Annotated in this window: 19 protein-coding genes and 1 tRNA gene; 9 read left to right on the top strand and 11 right to left on the bottom strand. The window is 60.1% G+C overall.

Translation table 11 applies throughout. From position 1 onward, the window contains the following. The first annotated feature begins 190 nt into the window (after positions 1-190). Positions 191-1,309 (top strand): DUF2157 domain-containing protein, encoded by a 1,119-nt coding sequence (locus NKH90_RS01730; protein ID WP_352816809.1) that lies wholly within the window; start codon positions 191-193, stop codon positions 1,307-1,309. After that, positions 1,306-1,890, top strand: a complete 585-nt coding sequence (locus NKH90_RS01725) for a GDYXXLXY domain-containing protein (RefSeq protein ID WP_352816807.1) — start codon at positions 1,306-1,308, stop codon at positions 1,888-1,890. Before NKH90_RS01730 ends, NKH90_RS01725 begins: the two co-directional genes overlap by 4 nt. Positions 1,891-1,977: 87 nt before the next feature. On the opposite strand, the gene NKH90_RS01720 is transcribed toward NKH90_RS01725, so the two are convergent. Next, a tRNA-Leu gene (locus NKH90_RS01720) sits at positions 1,978-2,062 on the bottom strand. 343 nt (positions 2,063-2,405) lie between these two features. On the opposite strand from NKH90_RS01720, the gene tig reads away from it, so the two are divergent. The 5 genes from tig to NKH90_RS01695 all read left to right on the top strand — a co-directional run bounded on the left by tig (position 2,406) and on the right by NKH90_RS01695 (position 7,339). Further along, complete coding sequence (gene tig / locus NKH90_RS01715) at positions 2,406-3,881, top strand: trigger factor (protein WP_352817176.1); 1,476 nt, start codon at positions 2,406-2,408, stop codon at positions 3,879-3,881. A gap of 160 nt (positions 3,882-4,041) precedes the next feature. Then, positions 4,042-4,563: a hypothetical protein gene (locus tag NKH90_RS01710; protein WP_352470439.1), complete on the top strand. Its 522-nt coding sequence runs from the start codon at positions 4,042-4,044 to the stop codon at positions 4,561-4,563. 185 nt (positions 4,564-4,748) lie between these two features. Beyond that, on the top strand, positions 4,749-5,129 hold the full coding sequence (locus tag NKH90_RS01705) for a c-type cytochrome (protein WP_352614038.1): 381 nt from the start codon (positions 4,749-4,751) through the stop codon (positions 5,127-5,129). A 147-nt stretch (positions 5,130-5,276) separates the two neighbouring features. Then, entirely contained in the window at positions 5,277-6,209 is a 933-nt protein-coding gene (locus NKH90_RS01700; RefSeq protein ID WP_352816805.1) for a heme o synthase, read from the top strand. 317 nt (positions 6,210-6,526) lie between these two features. After that, positions 6,527-7,339 carry a DUF2189 domain-containing protein gene (locus NKH90_RS01695; protein WP_023678906.1) on the top strand — a complete coding sequence of 271 codons (813 nt, stop codon included), beginning with the start codon at positions 6,527-6,529 and terminating at the stop codon, positions 7,337-7,339. Between the two features lie 65 nt (positions 7,340-7,404). Here NKH90_RS01695 and NKH90_RS01690 read toward each other — a convergent pair whose 3' ends face one another. From NKH90_RS01690 to NKH90_RS01645, 10 genes are all read right to left on the bottom strand, one after another. Next, the gene (locus NKH90_RS01690) at positions 7,405-7,878 is read right to left on the bottom strand and encodes an aminoacyl-tRNA deacylase (RefSeq protein ID WP_352470443.1); all 474 of its coding nucleotides are present in this window, start codon (positions 7,876-7,878) and stop codon (positions 7,405-7,407) included. Positions 7,879-8,022: 144 nt separating this feature from the next. Then, positions 8,023-8,427: a cytochrome C oxidase subunit IV family protein gene (locus NKH90_RS01685; RefSeq protein ID WP_352470444.1), complete on the bottom strand. Its 405-nt coding sequence runs from the start codon at positions 8,425-8,427 to the stop codon at positions 8,023-8,025. A 10-nt stretch (positions 8,428-8,437) separates the two neighbouring features. Then, on the bottom strand, positions 8,438-9,160 hold the full coding sequence (locus tag NKH90_RS01680) for a heme-copper oxidase subunit III family protein (RefSeq protein ID WP_023678903.1): 723 nt from the start codon (positions 9,158-9,160) through the stop codon (positions 8,438-8,440). A 13-nt stretch (positions 9,161-9,173) separates the two neighbouring features. Beyond that, positions 9,174-9,878 (bottom strand): cytochrome c oxidase subunit 3, encoded by a 705-nt coding sequence (locus NKH90_RS01675; RefSeq protein ID WP_352816802.1) that lies wholly within the window; start codon positions 9,876-9,878, stop codon positions 9,174-9,176. Continuing rightward, positions 9,875-11,644, bottom strand: coding sequence for a cytochrome c oxidase subunit I (gene ctaD, locus NKH90_RS01670; protein ID WP_352816800.1), 1,770 nt, complete (start codon positions 11,642-11,644; stop codon positions 9,875-9,877). The genes NKH90_RS01675 and ctaD overlap by 4 nt, the downstream gene beginning before the upstream one ends. A 91-nt stretch (positions 11,645-11,735) precedes the next feature. Continuing rightward, positions 11,736-12,551, bottom strand: coding sequence for a cytochrome c oxidase subunit II (gene coxB, locus NKH90_RS01665; protein WP_352500857.1), 816 nt, complete (start codon positions 12,549-12,551; stop codon positions 11,736-11,738). A gap of 59 nt (positions 12,552-12,610) precedes the next feature. After that, positions 12,611-12,799 carry a hypothetical protein gene (locus NKH90_RS01660; protein WP_352567649.1) on the bottom strand — a complete coding sequence of 63 codons (189 nt, stop codon included), beginning with the start codon at positions 12,797-12,799 and terminating at the stop codon, positions 12,611-12,613. A 93-nt stretch (positions 12,800-12,892) separates the two neighbouring features. Beyond that, entirely contained in the window at positions 12,893-14,239 is a 1,347-nt protein-coding gene (locus tag NKH90_RS01655) for a PQQ-dependent sugar dehydrogenase (RefSeq protein ID WP_352816798.1), read from the bottom strand. Continuing rightward, the gene (locus NKH90_RS01650; protein WP_352470450.1) at positions 14,239-14,688 is read right to left on the bottom strand and encodes a DUF2231 domain-containing protein; all 450 of its coding nucleotides are present in this window, start codon (positions 14,686-14,688) and stop codon (positions 14,239-14,241) included. Before NKH90_RS01650 ends, NKH90_RS01655 begins: the two co-directional genes overlap by 1 nt. Positions 14,689-14,819: 131 nt before the next feature. Beyond that, positions 14,820-15,176, bottom strand: coding sequence for an SPW repeat protein (locus tag NKH90_RS01645; RefSeq protein ID WP_352451366.1), 357 nt, complete (start codon positions 15,174-15,176; stop codon positions 14,820-14,822). Positions 15,177-15,670: 494 nt separating this feature from the next. On the opposite strand from NKH90_RS01645, the gene NKH90_RS01640 reads away from it, so the two are divergent. Then, the gene (locus NKH90_RS01640; protein WP_352685539.1) at positions 15,671-16,765 is read left to right on the top strand and encodes a glycosyltransferase family 4 protein; all 1,095 of its coding nucleotides are present in this window, start codon (positions 15,671-15,673) and stop codon (positions 16,763-16,765) included. Between the two features lie 59 nt (positions 16,766-16,824). Continuing rightward, positions 16,825-17,868 carry a class I SAM-dependent methyltransferase gene (locus NKH90_RS01635; protein ID WP_352816795.1) on the top strand — a complete coding sequence of 348 codons (1,044 nt, stop codon included), beginning with the start codon at positions 16,825-16,827 and terminating at the stop codon, positions 17,866-17,868. Positions 17,869-17,969: the final 101 nt, after the last annotated feature.

Here is a 17,969-nt window from a genome sequence, read left to right as displayed (position 1 = left end):
TCCGTCTTTGTGTGCACCGTGAAAATAGGTGGGGTCATATCGATTTAAAAGCGCTATTGGTGCATGGCAGCAATGCAAATTGTGCAATGCAGCATTAACGCGCGTCCAGTTTTCCGTCCAGATCGGAAAATGCCGTTAGGTCAAACGCTTGGCCGGACGAACTAAAAGGACCAAGCAAAGGGGGAGGGGCATGGCGAGTTATTCGTCACGGGTCAGGTCGGATATCGCACGATGGCAACAGGCCGGCCTGATCGACGCGCCGACAGCCGATGCGCTGACGCGCGACGTCGAGGCAAACGAACGCAAATCGCTGAGTTTCGGCTCGATCCTGGCGATGATGGCGGCGCTGCTGTTCGGCGCGGCTATCCTGATCTTCATCGCCGCCAACTGGGAAGTCATCCCGCGGCTGGTGCGGGTCGCGGCACTTTTTGCCGTTATCCTTGCCGGCTATGTCGGCGGGGCGGTGCTGAAGATGCGCGACCATGCGGCGATCGGCGAAGCACTGTGGATCGTCGCGGCGGCGGCATTCGGCGGTTCGATCGCGCTGATCGGCCAGATGTATCATTTGTCGGGCGACGAGGCCTCGGCCTTGATCACCTGGGGCGCCGGCACGGCGCTGGCGGCGGTGGCGCTGCGCTCAAACCCGCTGACCGTCGCTGCCGTCGGCATCGCCGATGCCTGGCTGTTCCTGAGAGGGTTCGACTACTTCCGGCGCACGGAATTTCCGCATCTCTTCGTGGTCATGGCGCTAATTCTGTTCGCCGTTTCGTTCTGGACGCGCAGCCAGGCGGCGCGCCACCTGATCATCCTGTCGGTGCTTTTCTACCTCGTGCTGTTGGCCATGGAATACGACACGCTGCAAGTCGCCATCCCGCTCGTTGCCGCGTCGGTGCTGCTTTTTACCGCTGCGATCTTTGCTGCCGGGCCGGTCGAGCGGGTTTTGCAACTCGGCGGCAGGTTGCCCTTGCACGCGCTGATCGGCTTTCTCACCGGCCTGGCGATGATCCAATTCGAACTGGCGGATGAAAGCAGCTACAATAGCGGCTTTGCCATTGCCTCGGCTGTTGCGCTGGCCGGCATCATCGCGGCGATCGTGCTGGGCGGCCGCGAGAGCCGGGGACTGCGCTGGGTTGCCTATGCGGGCTTCGCCTTCGAACTCGCCATCATCTATGTGGTGATGCTGCAATCAATGCTCGACACGGCAGGCTTCTTCCTTGCGGCGGCGGTGCTGCTCGCCGTTCTTGCTTTCATTATCATCCGCATAGAAAGGCGCATGAACGCCTCGAACATGACAGGAGCGGCGGCATGATGACCGGCAAAAGACTGATCATCTCGGCGCTGGTCCTGGCGCTCGTCCAGATCAGCTTTCTGAGCTGGATCATCGCCGGACGCGCGGCGATCCTGCGCGATGGCAAGCAGATCCTGCTCAAGGTCGAGCCGATCGATCCGCGCGATCTCTTGCGCGGTGACTACATTCTGCTCGGCTACGACATTTCACGCATACCGGTGAAACTGATCGGCAACATTCCGGCCGGCAAGCTTTCCAGCGAGGAAACGTCGATCGTGGTCAGGCTAAAGCAGGGCGCCGATGGCTATTGGGGGCCGACCGCGGCCTGGTTCGGGCAAGCGCCGGCGCCGGCAGCATCCGATGAAGCCGATATCGTCGGACACGTCTCCGAGGGCTGGAATATCAGCCAGGGAGCAACGACGATCGCGCCGGATTACGGCATCGAGCGCTTCTATCTGCCGGAAGGCGAGGGGATGGCGATCCAGAACGACATGCGGGTGCGGCCGTTCGGCATCCGGGTGGCGATTGCGGCCAACGGCACCGCGCAGATCAAAGCGCTGGTGGATGGCGACAAGACACTGTTCGAGGAGCCGCTTTACTAGCACTACGCCCTTGGCAATGATCCTCCTTCGCCAAGGCTTCGGAGGAGCTTCGAGTGGCCTGCCACCCGAAGCTCGAATAGCGAAGGGTGGTGCGGATGAAGGGACTCGAACCCCCACGCCTTTCGGCACTGGAACCTAAATCCAGGGCGTCTACCAATTCCGCCACATCCGCATTGCCCGGCCAATCCCATGTAGCCATCATTCTGTCAATGTCAGAGCCCACATCGGCATCATTGGCCGGAATGCAAAGATGGTTGAAAATCGGCCGCGCCTGTGACAAAAGGCGTGTCGAATGTGACGGGACGCGACGATCCGCTTCTGCAGAATGTGATAAGAAGTAGGAAAAACAAAGACTTATTCACATTTTGGAGCGTATTTCTGGAGGATTTGTGCCGCGTTGAGCGGACAGATCGCCAAGTCCCGCACCAAAAGCCATTCCCGGCAAGATCATACCGGCAGGCTGTAAACGGCAGGGGCCGTTTGACGGCCTCATTGGTGGAAACAAAGGTTTTATGATGCAGGTCACCGAAACGCTCAACTCCGGTCTCAAGCGCGAGATCAAGATCACCGTGCCGGCCGGTGACATGGAAGCCAAGCTGATGGCGCGGCTCTCCGATGCCAGGAACAAGGTCCGCATCAACGGCTTCCGCCCCGGCAAGGTGCCGGTGCAGCATCTGCGCAAGGTCTACGGCAAATCATTCATGGCCGAAGTGGTCAACGAGATTCTCAATGATTCGACCCGTTCGATCATCACCGGGCGCGGCGAAAAGGCCGCCATGCAGCCTGAAGTGATCATGACCGAGGACGAGAAGGAAGCCGAGAAGATCCTGGCAGGCGGTGCCGATTTCGAGTTCCGCCTGAACTATGAGGTCATTCCGCTGATCGAGATCAAGGATTTCTCCGACATCAAGGTGACGCGCCACGTGTTCGACGTGCCGGATGAAGAGATCGACGAGCAGGTCAAGCGTGTCGCTGAATCCGCCCGCACTTACGAGCCGAAGACCGGCAAGGCCGCCGAGGGCGACCGTGTGACCATCGATTATGTCGGCAAGATCGACGGCGAAGCCTTCGGCGGCGGCGCCGGCACCGATCAGCCGCTGGTGCTCGGCTCGAAGGAATTCATCCCCGGCTTCGAGGACCAGCTGGTCGGCAGCAAGGCCGGCGACGAGAAGCAGGTCACGGTTACCTTCCCGGAAAACTACCAGGCGGCGCATCTGGCCGGCAAGGAAGCCACTTTTGACGTGACGGTCAAGGAAGTGTCGAAGCCCGGCGCGCTTGAGATCAACGACGAGATGGCCAAAAATCTCGGCCTTGAATCGCTGGAGCGCCTGCGCGAGGTGGTGCGCGGTCAGATCGAGAACCAGTTCGGCTCGATAACGCGCCAGAAGGTCAAGCGGCAGTTGCTCGACCAGCTCGACGCTGCCTACTCGTTCGAGGCGCCGTCCAAACTCGTCGACGCCGAGTTCAACAACATCTGGAACCAGGTCAATCGCGATCTCGAAGCTGCCGGGCGGACCTTTGCCGACGAAGAGACGACGGAAGAAGAAGCGCGTGCAGAATACATGCGGCTTGCCGAGCGCCGCGTGCGTCTCGGCCTGGTTCTCGCCGAAATCGGCGAGAAGGCCGGCGTCACGGTGACGGACGAGGAATTGCAGCGCGGCCTGTTCGAGCAGGTGCGTCGCTATCCGGCCAACCAGCAGCAGGAGGCCTTCGAATTCTATCGCAACAATCCCGAAGCGCTGAACACGTTGCGCGCGCCGATGTTCGAAGAGAAGGTGGTCGACCATCTGCTCGGCCAGATTTCGGTCACCGACGTCAAGGTCAGCAAGGAAGAGCTGCTGGCCGACGAGGAGGATACGGATACAACCAAGGCCAAGCCGGCGAAGAAGGCGGCTGCGAAAAAAGCGGACACCAAGAAGGCCGACGACGACGCTGAAGAGCCGAAGAAAAAGGCCGCGCCGAAGAAGAAGGCCGCCAAGGGCGCTGAATAACGTCCCTGCTGAATTCCGAAAGGCCGCCTTCTCGAGGCGGCCTTTTTCGTTGTGGCACAGACGCAACGGATTTCACGCATCTGGCGGTCGAGGTAGCGATATGAAGCTTTGATGATTATCTGCGCTGGGTTGCTGACCGCAGCGGTTATTGGAGGCATCGTTGAGACAGTTCTTCGGTATCGGAAGCGTGGCGGCGGCGTTCCTGCTTGCGTCGGTCTGTGGCATTGCCCAGGCTGATACGGTTCTCGACAACTGGCGGTTCGACAAGAGCAGCGATGGCCTTGTCACCGCCTCGCTTTACGCGACCAACAAGCTCATCACCGGCGGCGGCGCATTGAGCTACAGCCCGGTTTTGACGATCGCGTGCCGGACCGCCGGCGAACCGCGTTGGAGCGAATGGCTGCAGCTGAGCGACACCGTTTCCGCGAGCCGAACCATCGCCATGTCGGTGACTGTCGGCCAATCCGGCAAGCTCAACGAAAGCTGGTCGGTCGGCCCGCGCAGCAGGATGCTGGTCCGCGACGGTGCCGACGGCATCAGGCGACTGATTGCCGCGGACCGGCTGCTGCTGTCCTGGCGGTTCGGGCTGCTGTCGGGGCGCGGCAAAGCCGAGTTTGACCTCACCGGAGTTGAAGAGGCGATCGGCCGGATCGCCGCCAGCTGCAACACCAAATTGCCTTGAGCAGATTGTCCGCATTAAACCTTGGCACGGCCGAACTCTATCTGCCGGCCGGGTTCTGTGGTATGTAGGTGCCGCAACCCCAGGCAGTGGATATCCGTTCTGCCATTCAAGAGCGCATGCCAGCGGACTAAATGTCGGCCTGTGCAGGTCAGCCAGGGCAAATTGGCGATCAGGGAGGAAATGCCATGCGTGCCTTTGTGTTTTTTGTCATCATGTCCGTCGCCACCGTCATTGCCAGCCCCTCGCGGGCACAGGATGCCGCGGCGGGTGAGAAGGTCTTCGCCAAATGCAAGGTCTGCCATATCGCGGACAAGGATCAGAACAAGATCGGTCCGTCCTTGAATGGCGTCATCGGCCGAACGGCCGGCACGCATCCAGGGTTCAGCTATTCCAAGGCTATGACCGAGGCCGGCAAATCCGGCGTTAAATGGGACGAAGCCACGCTGACGACCTACCTTCACGATCCCAAGGCGATGGTCAAAGGAACGAAGATGGCATTCCCCGGCCTCAAGAAGGACGAGGACGTCGCCAATGTCATTGCTTATCTGAAGCAATTCTCCAAATAGCCCGGCTCTTCCGCCGGATCTTGGTATAGCAAACAGGTCGAGGCATAGCCTCGGCCGCAATCTGCCGGCAGTGTCGGTGGGGAGGGCGACTCGTTGCAAAAAAGACATTGGCCGGCTAGGCTGCCATTCCCATCGGTGGTCGTCTGAATGTCGACTGAAGAAAGCCGTCTCAAGGATACCGGCATCCGCCTCTCGGAGGCGACGGCGGGTGATTTCTTTGCGCTTTTGAAACCACGCGTCATGGCGCTCGCCGTGTTTACTGCCTTCGTCGGCCTGATGATGGCGCCCGGCGTGATGAATCCAGTTATGGCCGTAATTGCCATCGGCGCAATCGCGGTTGGAGCGGGAGCCGCCGGCGCGCTCAATATGTGGTACGACGCAGACATAGACGCCTTGATGTCTCGCACGTCCAAGCGACCAATTCCGTCCGGTCGGGTCACACCTGGCGAAGCTCTCAGCTTCGGTCTGGTGCTTTCCGCACTGTCGGTCATGACGCTCGGCGTGCTGGTGGGGTGGCTCGCCGCATCGTTGTTGGCGTTCACCATCTTTTTCTATGTCGTTATCTACACGATGTGGCTGAAGCGCTCGACGCCACAGAATATCGTCATAGGCGGCGCGGCAGGCGCCCTTCCTCCGGTGATCGGGTGGGCTGCTGCAACCGGCGCAATCGGCATTGAAAGTCTCATCCTGTTTCTGATCATTTTCCTCTGGACGCCGCCTCATTTCTGGGCGCTGGCCCTTTTCAAGGTCGGTGACTATGCCGCGGCGGGGGTCCCGATGATGCCGAATGTGGCCGGCCAGCACTCGACCAGAAAACAAATCTTCGCCTATTCGCTGCTCTTGGCGCCAATCGGCGTGCTCCCTTGGGGCTTCGGCTTCGCGAGCGGATATTACGGCACTGCTTCAGCCGCGTTGGGTGCAGGTTTCATTTGGCAGGCCTGGAAGGTTCTCGTCGCCGACAAGGAGATGAAGCCGGCAAAGGCGCTGTTTGCGTATTCGATTGTCTATCTTTTCGCAATATTTGCAGCGTTGCTTGCCGACACCATTGTAATGCGAGTGATCGCTTCAGCCGACTATTGACCCCGGCTCAAAACATCACATTGGCAGAGCACAAAATCCCAGCAACAGCAGAATAACGACGCCAAGGCCGAGTATGAGAACTGTCCTTCCGTCCATGACCTTCACCTTCGACTAGAAGAGCATATCGAAGAACGGCGTCCGTAGCTAGTCAGGCTAGCCGGGACTTCTTACTCCCGGGCCTTCCTACAAAGCGCGACAAGTCCCCCGCATGAGAGTATATTGACCATGGTGCAGGTCGCGGTTTGCGTGGGCCAATCATGCGGAACGGCAGCACCGTAAAACGCGACCTTAACCGGACCTGGTCTGGAGGAATGGTCATGGCAAGCTTTCACGTAATAGCAGGCGCCAGCGAGACGCTGGAACACACCAGAATTCGAAAAATCGGTGTCTCCGATCTTTTTGATGCGCTCAGGCGTGGCGTCGATGATTTCATGGTCAAGCCGTCGCACATCGTTTTTCTCTGCCTGATCTATCCGATTGCGGGTGTCGTGCTTGCTGTCTGGACATCAGGTAACAACACGCTGCCATTGCTGTTTCCGCTTGTGTCCGGCTTTGCACTGATTGGTCCGTTCGCGGCGATCGGCCTCTATGAGATCAGCCGGCGACGGGAAGCCGGGCTCGACGCCTCGTGGAGGCACGCCTTTGAGGTCAGGAGTTCTCCAGCACTGCCGGCTATTGCAGCGGTCGGCGTCATGCTGCTTGCGATCTTCATCGCCTGGCTTTTGACGGCCCAGATATTCTACCAGACCCTGTTCGGCCCGGCGCCGCCGCAATCGCTGTCCAGCTTCATCAGTGAAATATTTGCCACGGGACGCGGCTGGACGCTCATCATCCTGGGTCACGCCATCGGCTTCGTGTTCGCCGCGGTTGTGTTGTGCACCACGGTCGTCGCATTCCCGTTGTTGCTCGACCGCGATGTCGGCGCCTACGAAGCCATCCACACCTCGGTGCGCGTTGTCCTGGCCAACCCGATCGTGATGGCCGTGTGGGGCCTTATCGTCGCCGTCGCCCTGATCGTCGGCTCGCTGCCAGTGTTCGCCGGGTTGGCAGTCGTGCTGCCGATCCTTGGTCATGCGACCTGGCATGTCTATCGGAAAGTTGTGGAATCGCCGCCGGCCACCAGACCGTGAGCTGAAAAAAACCAGCCCTGCGCGCACCGGTGAAAGTGCCGGTGCGGGCAGGTGGGGCAGAGCTTTCAATAGGCCGGATGGCTGAAACGGGCCTGGCGCGCGTCCTTTGTCAGGTCGCGAAAATCCCTGCCGCTCACATGCACCAGCGTCCTATGATCACCGCCCTCGAAATAGATTTCGGGAGCGTCGCCGAGGCTTTCATCGAGGACCACTGGCACATCATAGGCAGCGCCGATCGGTGGCACAGCGCCGACATCGCAATCGCCGAACAACGAGACCACCTCGTCTTCGGAGGCAAGTCCAAGAGGCTTCTCCATGACATCCTGCAATGTCGCGAGTTCTATCCTGTGCGTGCTTGGAACCACGGCGAGCGCGTAGCCACGGTCGTGGTGAACGACCACCGATTTGGCCATTATGCTGCCAGGCACATGTGCCGCAATGGCGGATTGTCTGCTTGTCGCCGTGCGGTGATGCTCGACGGTGTCGTAGGAAATTCCCTTCCTATCGATGAAGTCTTTCAGTCTGGTTGCGATGGTCATCTTGGGCGCCCCTTGCTGGTGTTCGCGACGCATGTGGAAACGCCGGCATCGCCTGTCGTTTCCGATACCAACAGAAATGGACCAGTCGTGGATTGTTTCAAGGCGAAGGCTCCAGGACCGGACGGCCCGGATCCGGATTGCATGTCAGGGCCCGGCCCCGAAAAACGCCATTCGGGTGAGAAGCGTGTAGTCCGCTTCGAAGACCATCATCGTCACGAACACCAGAACCAGCACCGGCGGCAGGATAATTGCATATGCCAGTGCCAGCCGTTCCCAGGCCATGTGCATGAAGATGGCGACGATCAGTCCTGCCTTAAGGATCATGAAGATCAGGATCAGCGACCATCTGAGATAGCCGTGGAGACCGAAATAGTCGACCAGATAGGAGCAGGTGCTGAGGATGAACAACCACGCCCAGACCACCAGATAGAGCTTGATCGGGTGCTCCTGATGAACCTCCGCCGGGGTAACGCCGGTCGTCGTCGCATCATGGGTACGGGCGCTGTCCAGTGCGTGTTGTCCCAGGCCGTTTGCGGTTGCTTCAGCCATGTCCTGCCTCTCACCAAAGATAGAAAAATGCGAAAATGAACACCCAGACCAGGTCGACGAAATGCCAGTAAAGCCCCATGATTTCGACGTTCTCGTAGCGGCCCCTTCGGCTGGTGAAGAAGCCGGGCCGTCCGACATCGTAATCCCCGCGCCAGACCTTTCGCGCCACGATGATCAGGAAGATCACCCCGATCGTCACGTGCGTGCCGTGGAAGCCGGTGATCATGAAAAAGGATGCGCCGAACTGGGCAGCGCCCCAGGGATTGCCCCAAGGCCGCACGCCCTCGGTGATCAGCTTGGTCCATTCGAAGGCCTGCATGCCGACAAAGGTCGCGCCGAGTGCTGCGGTCAAGAGCATCAGCACTGCCGTCTTGCGGCGGTCGCGGCGGTAGCCGAAATTGACCGCCATGGCCATCGTTCCGCTGCTCGAGATCAGCACGAAGGTCATGATGGCGATAAGGATCAGTGGAATGTCGGAGCCACCGATGCGCAGGGCGAAGACCTCGCTCGGATTGGGCCACGGCACACGTGTTGAGATACGCGCGGTCATGTAGGAGAGCAGGAAGCAGCCGAAGATGAACGTGTCGCTGAGCAGGAAGATCCACATCATGGCCTTGCCCCAGGACACGTTTTTGAACGCCCGCTGATCCGAGGACCAGTCGGCGGCGATGCCTTGCCAGCCTGCGGGCCGCGGCTCTGTTCGGCCGATGTGGGCCAGTGTCGTCTCTGCCATCCGCCCGTTCCTCCTAGGTCAGCAACCCTCGGCAAATGTCGATTAAAGTCGAAGCCCAGCCGGCCAGAAGCGCAAAGATGGCGAGCCAGACGAAAAGCAGGAAATGCCAGTACATGGCGCACAGCTCGACACTGAGGCGAAGCCGCTGCGGCTGCGCTCCGTTCCAGGCGCCGACGCTCGTTCTGCCCAGCCCGACCAGTCCTCCCAGTATATGCAGGCCATGCATTCCCGTTAGCAGGTAGAAGAAGCTGTTGGCCGGATTGGATGCCAGAAAATAGCCATCCGCACTCAGTTCCCGCCATGCCACAAGCTGTCCAATCAGGAAGACGAGCGCCGTGAGTCCAGCGGTGGCGAGGCCGAGCCTGACCATGTCCACTTGACCCTTGCGCGCCGCGAGCGAAGCGCACTGTATCGCGATGCTGCTCAAGACCAGTACGCCGGTGTTAAGCCAGAGCAGGGGCGGGATGGGCAGCGGCCGCCAATCCGACAGCGCCATGCGCATGAAGTAAGCACTGGTGAACAGCGCGAACAGGCTGCCGACGACGCCAAGGAAGACGCCGAGACCGATCTTTGCGGTCGGCAGCGCCGATCGGTCCAGAGCGACAAAATCCCCGATCATACCTTGCTCGAGCCACGGTTTCGTCATTAGCCGCTGATGGGAAAGCCACCACCCGGCAATACCGGCGATCACGAGCAGGAAGACCAGGATTACGCTCATGCCGGCTCCCTGGAGGGCGCGAAGGAGCCCGGAATGTTTTGCGGTATGAAGTCCTCCTTGGCTCCCGGTACGCTGTAGTCATAGGCCCAGCGATAGACGATCGGCAGATCCTTGCCGAAATTGCCGTGGGCGGGCGGTGTTTCGGGCGTCTGCCACTCGAGCGTCGTTGCCCGCCACGGATTGCCGCCAGCCTCACGGCCATGGCGGATGCTCCAGATGAGATTGAACAGAAACACAATCTGAGCAAAACCGACTATAAAAGCCATGATGCTGATAAACGAGTTCAGGTGGTGGGCCGATTCCGTCATGATCGTCATGTCGGTCAATTCGTTGTACCGCCGCGGCACGCCCATCAAGCCGAGATAGTGCATGGGAAAGAAGATCAGATAGGCGCCGAGGAAGGTGACCCAGAAATGGAACCGGCCCAGTGTCTCGTTCAGCATCCGGCCGGTGACCTTCGGATACCAGTGATAGATCGCGCCGAAGATTACGATGATCGGGGCAACCCCCATGACCATATGGAAATGGGCGACGACGAACATCGTGTCCGACAGCGGAACGTCGACGACGACATTGCCAAGAAATAGCCCAGTCAACCCGCCATTGACGAAGGTGACGATGAAGGCCAAGGCAAAAAGCATCGGTATGGTGAGGTGGATGTCGCCGCGCCACAGCGTCAGCACCCAATTGTAGACCTTGATGGCTGTTGGGACGGCGATGATCAATGTCGTTGTGGCGAAGAAAAAGCCGAAATAGGGATGCATGCCACTGACATACATGTGGTGCGCCCAGACCACGAAGCTCAGCGCGCCGATTCCGACGATGGCCCAGACCATCATGCGGTAGCCGAAGATGTTCTTGCGCGCATGGGTGCTGATCAGGTCGGATACGATGCCGAAGGCCGGAAGCGCCACGATGTAGACCTCCGGATGGCCGAAGAACCAGAACAGATGCTGGAACAGGATCGGGCTGCCGCCGCCGTGCTGCAACTGTTCGCCCATCTCGACAATCGCCGGCATGAAGAAGCTGGTGCCGAGCGCCCGGTCGAGCAGCATCATCACGCAAGCAACGAACAGCGCCGGGAAGGCGAGCAGCGCCATGACGGTGGCGGTGAAAATACCCCAGACAGTAAGCGGAAGGCGCATCAGCGTCATGCCGCGCGTGCGCCCCTGCAGCACCGTCACGACATAGTTCAAGCCGCCCATGGTAAAGCCGACGATGAACAGGATCAGCGAGACAAGCATCAGGATGATGCCCCAGTCCTGGCCGCCTGGCGTACCGGTCATGATCGCCTGCGGCGGATAGAGCGTCCAGCCGGCACCCGTCGGTCCGCCGGGCGCAAAGAAGCTCGACACCAGGACCAGCACGGCGAGCAGATAGATCCAGTAGCTCAGCATGTTGACATAGGGAAAGACCATGTCGCGAGCACCAACCATCAACGGGATCAGATAGTTGCCGAAGCCGCCCAGGAAGAGTGCCGTGAGCAGGTAGATCACCATGATCATGCCGTGCATGGTGATGAACTGGTAGTAGGCTTCCGGGGTGATGAAGTCGAATGTGCCGGGGAAGCCGAGTTGCAGCCGCATCAGCCAGGATAGCACCAGCGCGACCATGCCGATCGCTGTCGCCGTCGCCGAATACTGGATGGCGATGACCTTGGCGTCCTGCGAGAAAACGTATTTCGTCCACCAGCTGTGCGGATGGTAGAGTTCCATTTCCGCGACTTCGGCCGGCGGTACCGCATCTGCAGGTGTGATATCGACCATAGGAACACCTCCGTGCCCTTCTCGGCCAGCCCGACAGTTCGGACTTGCCGCATTAACTTCAATCCCGACGGCGCGCCGTCGTTCCGGTTTCCTACTCTGCCGAGCCCATCTGCTGGGGCGCGGACAGCTGCGCAAAAGTCTGCTGCTGGCCAAGCCACGCCAGATAGTCTTCCTGAGTATCGACCATGACCACGCCATGCATCATCGGATGTCCCTGGCCGCAGAGTTCGGCACACAGGACCTGGAAGGTTCCGGTCTTGGTCGGAGTGAACCAGAAATAGGTGACCGAGCCCGGGATCATGTCCATCTTGGCGCGGAATTCCGGCACGTAGAAATCGTGCAGCACATCGATCGAGCGGAGCAGCATCTTGACCGGTTTGCCTACCGGGAGGTGCAGGTCGGCCGCTTCCACTACGACATCGTCCTGACCGTTGGCATCGGTGGCGATGACGCCGAGAGGATTTTCAGCGTTGACGTCGCGAGTGTCGGATGTGCCGAGCTTGCCGTCCTTGCCGGGGAGGCGGAAACTCCATTGCCACTGCTGGCCGACGACTTCGACCTCGGTTGCGTCGCTTGGAACGGTAACGAACCGGCTCCAGACGAACAGGCCTGGAACGAGCAAAGCGGTGACGCCAACCGCGGTGACGACCGTCAGCCAGGATTCGAGCCGCCTGTTCTCAGGTTCGTATGCCGCCTGATTGCCTTCCCGATGACGAAAGCGGAAGACGCAATAGGCCATGAAAAGAACCACGGCGGCGAAGACGACACCGGTGATCCAGAAAGTTATGATGATGGTGTTGTCGATATAGTCCCAGTTCGAGGCAATCGGCGTCCACCACCATGGGCTCAGGAAGTGGAACAACACCGAGCCCACGACTATCAGAACGAGTACAAGCGCAACGGCCATGTCCCGGTTCCTCCCGGTATTCCAAGCGGCGCAAGCCGTCCCGGGAAATACCAAGTGCATCATAACTTGATTTGCGATGAAAATTCTAGAGCCGGCTGTGGGAAGGGCAAAAATACCATTTCGCGGCGCTGGCGGTCCTTCGGTTCGGCGGTGATCAGCGGCAGGCCCTCATCTATTTCCAGCTCACCCGCCCGATGCGGCCACGCGGCAAACATCGTCAGCGTGGAGTAGCCGGCAATGGCGGGCACGCCGAATGCGCCTAGCAGAACCACCGGAACGGCGATCGTCGGGGATCCCTCCACCTGCTCGACCGACAGCTCGACGAAGGGAGTGGAGCCACTTTATTGGCCGGCAGATGTCACCCGCCAAACTGTGTTGCCGACGTCGTCGGCGATGAGCAGGGCCCCGGTTTTGTCGACAGCCAGGCCGACAGGCCGGCCGCGCGCCTTGTTGTCCTTGTCCAGGAAGTCAGTCACCACGTCGGTAGCGACGCCGCTCGGACGGCCGCCGCTGAATGGTACGAAAACTACCTTGTAGCCATTGAAGCGCGTGCGGTTCCAGCTGCCATGCTCGCCAACGAAGGCGCCGCCGCGATATGCCTCGGGAAGGCTGGTTGCCGCATAGAAGGCCAGCCCCAGAGGGGCGACGTGGGAACTCAGTGCATAATCCGGAACGATCGCTTTTGCGACCAGGTCCGGACGTTGGGGCATGACGCGGGGATCGAGATGCTGGCCGTAATAGCTGTATGGCCATCCGTAGAAGCCGCCATCCTTTACCGAGGTCAGATAATCCGGCACGAGATTGGGGCCGAGCTCGTCGCGTTCATTGATCACTGCCCAGAGCGCCCCGGTCTGCGGCTCCCAGCTCAGGCCGTTTGGATTGCGCAAACCGCTGGCGAAAATGCGCGACCGGCCGGTGGCCCTGTCTACCTGCCAGATGGCGGCGCGGTTCTTCTCCGCCTCGATGCCGTTTTCGGCGACGTTGCTGTTCGAGCCGATGCCGACATAGAGCAGCGAGCCGTCGGGGCTTGCCACCAGGCTCTTCGTCCAATGGTGGTCGATCGGGCCGCCGGGCAGGGCGGTTAGCGGCGTCCCGGGCGCGGTGATCTTTGTGTCACCGGTGTTGTAGGGATAGCGGACGATGGAGTCGGTATTGGCGACGTAGAGATCGCTTCCCACCAGCGCCACGCCAAAGGGGGAGTTCAGGTGGTCGAGGAATACGCTGGTCAGCTCCGGCTTGCCATCGCCATCGGCGTCGCGCAGCAGCGTAATGCGGTTGCTTGGGCCGCTGTCGCCGCCCGAGGTGACCCAGGATTCGATCCAGCCCATCACCAAATCCTTGGGCCGTTTGATCGGTTCGCCACCCGGCGCCTTGGACTCGACCACCAGCACGTCGCCATTGGGCAGCACATAAAGCGACCGCGGATGCTGCAAGCCGTGGACAAAAGCCTGGATCTGCAGCCCCTGCGCGACTGTCGGCTTCTCGTCGCTATTCCATCCGACCACGGAAGCGAGATGCATGGGCGGGAAGAAATATTGGATCGGGTCCGGCAGTTTTGGATTCGGCCCTATCTGACTGCTGGGGTCCGGGTCGTTGCCGCTGCACGCTGCAAGAGTGATCGCCGCAGTGCAAACGAGGACGGACACCGCGATGCGCCTGGTCTGACCGATGGAGCTTGCTATGCGCATCAATCCGCCACTCCGACGTGATGCCGGTACACCATGGACCAGCCCAGCCAACCAGTGAAGATGAGGACGAGCACGACAACCGCCGAGAGGATCAAGCCTGTAGGAACGATGGAGGTCCATGCATCGCGGGTGTGCACGAGCATGTTGATGATGGATAACGCCAGCGCCAGAAGATTGCCGAGCACGTGCGGCCAGGCGGGGGGCTGTGCCCTTATCAGCGGATTGGCCAGGAAATCGATCAGCCCCGCGATCGCTGCTAGGCAGCCCATGATCACGCCGACGGTAACCAGCCAAGCGGAGAAGTCAGCCCACATCATCTCCGCTGTTCGCCAATAGGCTAGATCCGTCAGCAGGGTGCCGACGAAGCAGGCGATCGGAAATGGCACGAGCATCGGATGAATAGGATGTCCCGCAATCCTGGCCGTCGAACGCGGATTGTCACCGACCATAATGCGCCATCCTTCCTATTCTCGTCCAAAGAAACGCCGCCTACCCGGCCTCCGGCGGCTGTTGCCGAGAGACCGGCAGACGACCGATAGATCCGTCAGGCCCAAAAAAGGGCGCTGGCTGGCTGCGCCTGTTAGGCGGCGGACTGGGTCGGCGGGTTCTGATACATCATCCAGAGCTCGATCGCCGCCAGCACGGCGACCAGAATGCCGATCACGACATGCACGGTCATCGCCGTGGTCGCCTGGAATCCAAGCACCCAGGGCGATGCGAGAACCCACAGTCCGACGACCAGGTTCACCCACTCTTCCCACACGGCAAATGCTGCGAGGGCGGCAACCGAAAGCACGACAATCAAGATTCCGCTGCCGAGGGCGTTCTGCGTCTGCGGGCCTGCCGCAAAGGTGAAGATCCAGGGGGAGAAGAACAGAATTGCCCCAAGGATCAGGTTGGCTACGTCACAGAGCCTGGCGTTTGTCCACTGGTTCATGGCATCCTCCATAGGGAGCGTTTATGGCTCCCGAGTTCGGCAAGGTGGTGCCTGAGTTCGGCGAGATGCGCCCGAAGCCGCTCACTCCGTGTCACGGTAGTGCCCTGCCCGGCTGGAATTCCGCATCTGGCGGTACTCCAGCCAAATCCAGCTATCTAACTGAATTCCGGGCTTTATGTTCCATTCGGCACCGGCACGCCTGGATCAATTGGTGGTGATCGAGCGATCCAAAGGCTGCCTGTCAGGGGCGGCGGGGCGGCGGCGCGTAGCTCATTCTGTCTTTTTATCGAGCCGGTGAAACATTTCTCGTGGATCGCAGTTCTTGGATGCAGAGGAGTTGAATAAGGGAAACCTGATTGCACGGGAGGAGCACGGACGGCACAACTATAAATGCGCTCTGCATAGAATACTTCGCAACGGGAAGCTCTCGCTTGTCTTGGTTGCCGCCGAAGCTTGTTTGAAAGACGGCGATCGCCGCCGAAAAGATTTTCTAGATGAAAATAGCCCAGATCGCACCGCTAACCGAATCCGTGCCGCCCCGAACCTACGGTGGAACCGAGCGAATTGTTTCGTATCTGACCGAAGAACTTGTCCGACAGGGCCACGAGGTGACGCTGTTCGCCAGCGCCGATTCTCGTACCTCAGCCGAGCTGGTGCCGTGTTGCGACGTCGCGCTGCGCCTGAACCCCAGGGTCCAGGACGGTGGTCCGCACCATGTGATGATGCTTGAACGGGTGCGCCGGCGAGCCGGTGAATTCGACGTTTTGCATTTCCACGTCGATGTTCTGCACTTCCCCATAATTCGGGATTTTGCCAGACGAACGGTTACCACGCTTCACGGCAGGCTCGACCTGCCCGATCTGGCGCAGCTTTATGCGATGTTCGACGACGTTCCCCTGGTCTCGATTTCCTTCGACCAGCGCCGGCCCATGCCGCCCGTCAATTGGGTTGGAACCGTGCATCATGGCCTACCCCGCGATCTTCTGCCATTCCACCCGAACACCTCTGGCTATCTTGCGTTTCTCGGTCGCATCTCGCCGGAAAAGGGGCCGGAAGCCGCCATACAAATAGCAGCGCGGGCCGGGTTTCCCCTGAAGATCGCCGCCAAAATCGACAAGGTGGACCAGTCGTTCTGGAAGGAAAGGGTCGAGCCGCAAGTGCTGCGGCATTCGAACGTGGAGTTCATTGGCGAGATCGATGAGCGGCAAAAGGCGGATTTTCTGGGCAATGCGAAAGCGCTTTTGTTTCCGATCGACTGGCCGGAACCCTTCGGTCTCGTAACGATCGAAGCAATGGCCTGCGGTACGCCGGTGGTTGCGTTCCGGCGTGGCGCCGTCCCGGAGATCATCGATGACGGTGTGTCCGGATGGATCGTGGATACGGTGGAGGAAGCCGTGGGCGCGCTCCGGCGCATAGACAGCCTCGATCGCGCACGAGTGCGGCAGACGTTCGAGAAGCGGTTCACGGTCGAGCGCATGTGCAGCGATTATCTGGCACTCTACCGAGCACTCACGAGCGGCACGGCAGACGCAGTTGCCCCCACAAACGAGCTCTCCAGAAATATCGCGATGGTGGCTGTGCCGGGCTGAGGAACCGACTGATCCACATACAGACCACGACGGCGGAGTCCGGGAGCGCCTGCGGGGTCTTGTCGCCGGGCGCGGCGATCGCGCCAGAAGCCTTTGATCAGCAGCAAGCCTTCCCGGGACTAATGCTTTCGCGAGCGGCGTCGTACTGCCGCCCGGTCCGGATTGACGCGCGCTACTTTCGCTGCAAAGGTGCTTTAACGACTTGTTTACCATGCGTCGGTCAGGGGTGGGGGAATTTGGAACGGTTTCTGGGCGCGAACCGCCTTAATTGGGATGATCGGGCCGAACTGCACTCGACCGACACAACGGGCAGCTATCACATCGAGAATGTGCTGGCCGGCGGATCCAATCTCTATGAGCTGGAAACGCGCGAGCTCGGCGATATCGCCGGCAAGGATATCGTCCACCTGCAGTGTCACATCGGTCTTGACACGATCAGCTTGAAGAATCTCGGCGCAGGCAGCGTGACCGGGCTCGACTTTTCACCGACGGCGATCGTGGCGGCGCGGGATTTTGCTGCGAAGGCAGGCACCGACGTGCGCTTCGTGGAAGCGCCACTGTTCGAGGCGGTGGAAGCGCTCGGCCGGACCTTTGATATCGCTTACGTTACCTGGGGTTCGGTAAACTGGCTGGACGACGTGTTCCGTTGGGCGCGGGTGGTTGCCGATCTTCTGCGACCCGGCGGCCGCCTCTACATGGCCGAGGGCCATCCATTGCTGTTTCAGTGCGATCGAAAGGCCGCGGCCCTGGAATTGAAGCACGACTGGCGAACGCCGATAGCTCGGCCGCTCGCCTGGAACGAGGAACTGACCTACACCGGCGATGATCGCATCTTGAAGCATCCTCGCTATTATGAATGGATCCACCCGATCAGTGACGTGGTGAATGCGCTGATTTCAGTTGGTCTGACGCTCGATTTTCTCAATGAGCATGACACGGTTTCGTGGCAGCACTTTTCATTTGCCGTGCGGGCCGGCAAGGATATGTACGGCTTGCCGGAGAACTCTCCCAAGATACCGATGGCTTATTCCATTGGCGCGACGAAGCGCAGCGTCGGCAAGATACCATACCTTGTGTCTCCCAAGGCGATTGAGGGGCACTAGTCCAGGTCAACGCTCCAGAGTACCCGGGTCGGAGCGTCGACTTGTGCAATCGCGCTCGCGCTGCTCGATCTTCCGAGCAAGCCAGGTCTAGCCGGCCTCTC

This window comes from Mesorhizobium sp. M0898 (assembly GCF_040319695.1).
Taxonomy (GTDB): domain Bacteria; phylum Pseudomonadota; class Alphaproteobacteria; order Rhizobiales; family Rhizobiaceae; genus Mesorhizobium.
This window is presented reverse-complemented; position numbering and strand designations above follow the sequence as displayed.

Coding starts and splice junctions, on each gene's coding strand:
- coxB (WP_352500857.1), bottom strand. CDS start 12,551: ATGGCCGTTGCGCTTGTACTCGTTCTGATAGTCGTGGGCTCGGTGTTG.
- NKH90_RS01645 (WP_352451366.1), bottom strand. CDS start 15,176: ATGAACCAGTGGACAAACGCCAGGCTCTGTGACGTAGCCAACCTGATC.
- NKH90_RS01725 (WP_352816807.1), top strand. CDS start 1,306: ATGATGACCGGCAAAAGACTGATCATCTCGGCGCTGGTCCTGGCGCTC.
- NKH90_RS01640 (WP_352685539.1), top strand. CDS start 15,671: ATGAAAATAGCCCAGATCGCACCGCTAACCGAATCCGTGCCGCCCCGA.
- NKH90_RS01655 (WP_352816798.1), bottom strand. CDS start 14,239: ATGCGCATAGCAAGCTCCATCGGTCAGACCAGGCGCATCGCGGTGTCC.
- ctaD (WP_352816800.1), bottom strand. CDS start 11,644: ATGGTCGATATCACACCTGCAGATGCGGTACCGCCGGCCGAAGTCGCG.
- NKH90_RS01680 (WP_023678903.1), bottom strand. CDS start 9,160: ATGGCAGAGACGACACTGGCCCACATCGGCCGAACAGAGCCGCGGCCC.
- NKH90_RS01650 (WP_352470450.1), bottom strand. CDS start 14,688: ATGGTCGGTGACAATCCGCGTTCGACGGCCAGGATTGCGGGACATCCT.
- NKH90_RS01675 (WP_352816802.1), bottom strand. CDS start 9,878: ATGAGCGTAATCCTGGTCTTCCTGCTCGTGATCGCCGGTATTGCCGGG.
- NKH90_RS01705 (WP_352614038.1), top strand. CDS start 4,749: ATGCGTGCCTTTGTGTTTTTTGTCATCATGTCCGTCGCCACCGTCATT.
- NKH90_RS01685 (WP_352470444.1), bottom strand. CDS start 8,427: ATGGCTGAAGCAACCGCAAACGGCCTGGGACAACACGCACTGGACAGC.
- NKH90_RS01695 (WP_023678906.1), top strand. CDS start 6,527: ATGGCAAGCTTTCACGTAATAGCAGGCGCCAGCGAGACGCTGGAACAC.
- tig (WP_352817176.1), top strand. CDS start 2,406: ATGCAGGTCACCGAAACGCTCAACTCCGGTCTCAAGCGCGAGATCAAG.
- NKH90_RS01690 (WP_352470443.1), bottom strand. CDS start 7,878: ATGACCATCGCAACCAGACTGAAAGACTTCATCGATAGGAAGGGAATT.
- NKH90_RS01730 (WP_352816809.1), top strand. CDS start 191: ATGGCGAGTTATTCGTCACGGGTCAGGTCGGATATCGCACGATGGCAA.
- NKH90_RS01700 (WP_352816805.1), top strand. CDS start 5,277: ATGTCGACTGAAGAAAGCCGTCTCAAGGATACCGGCATCCGCCTCTCG.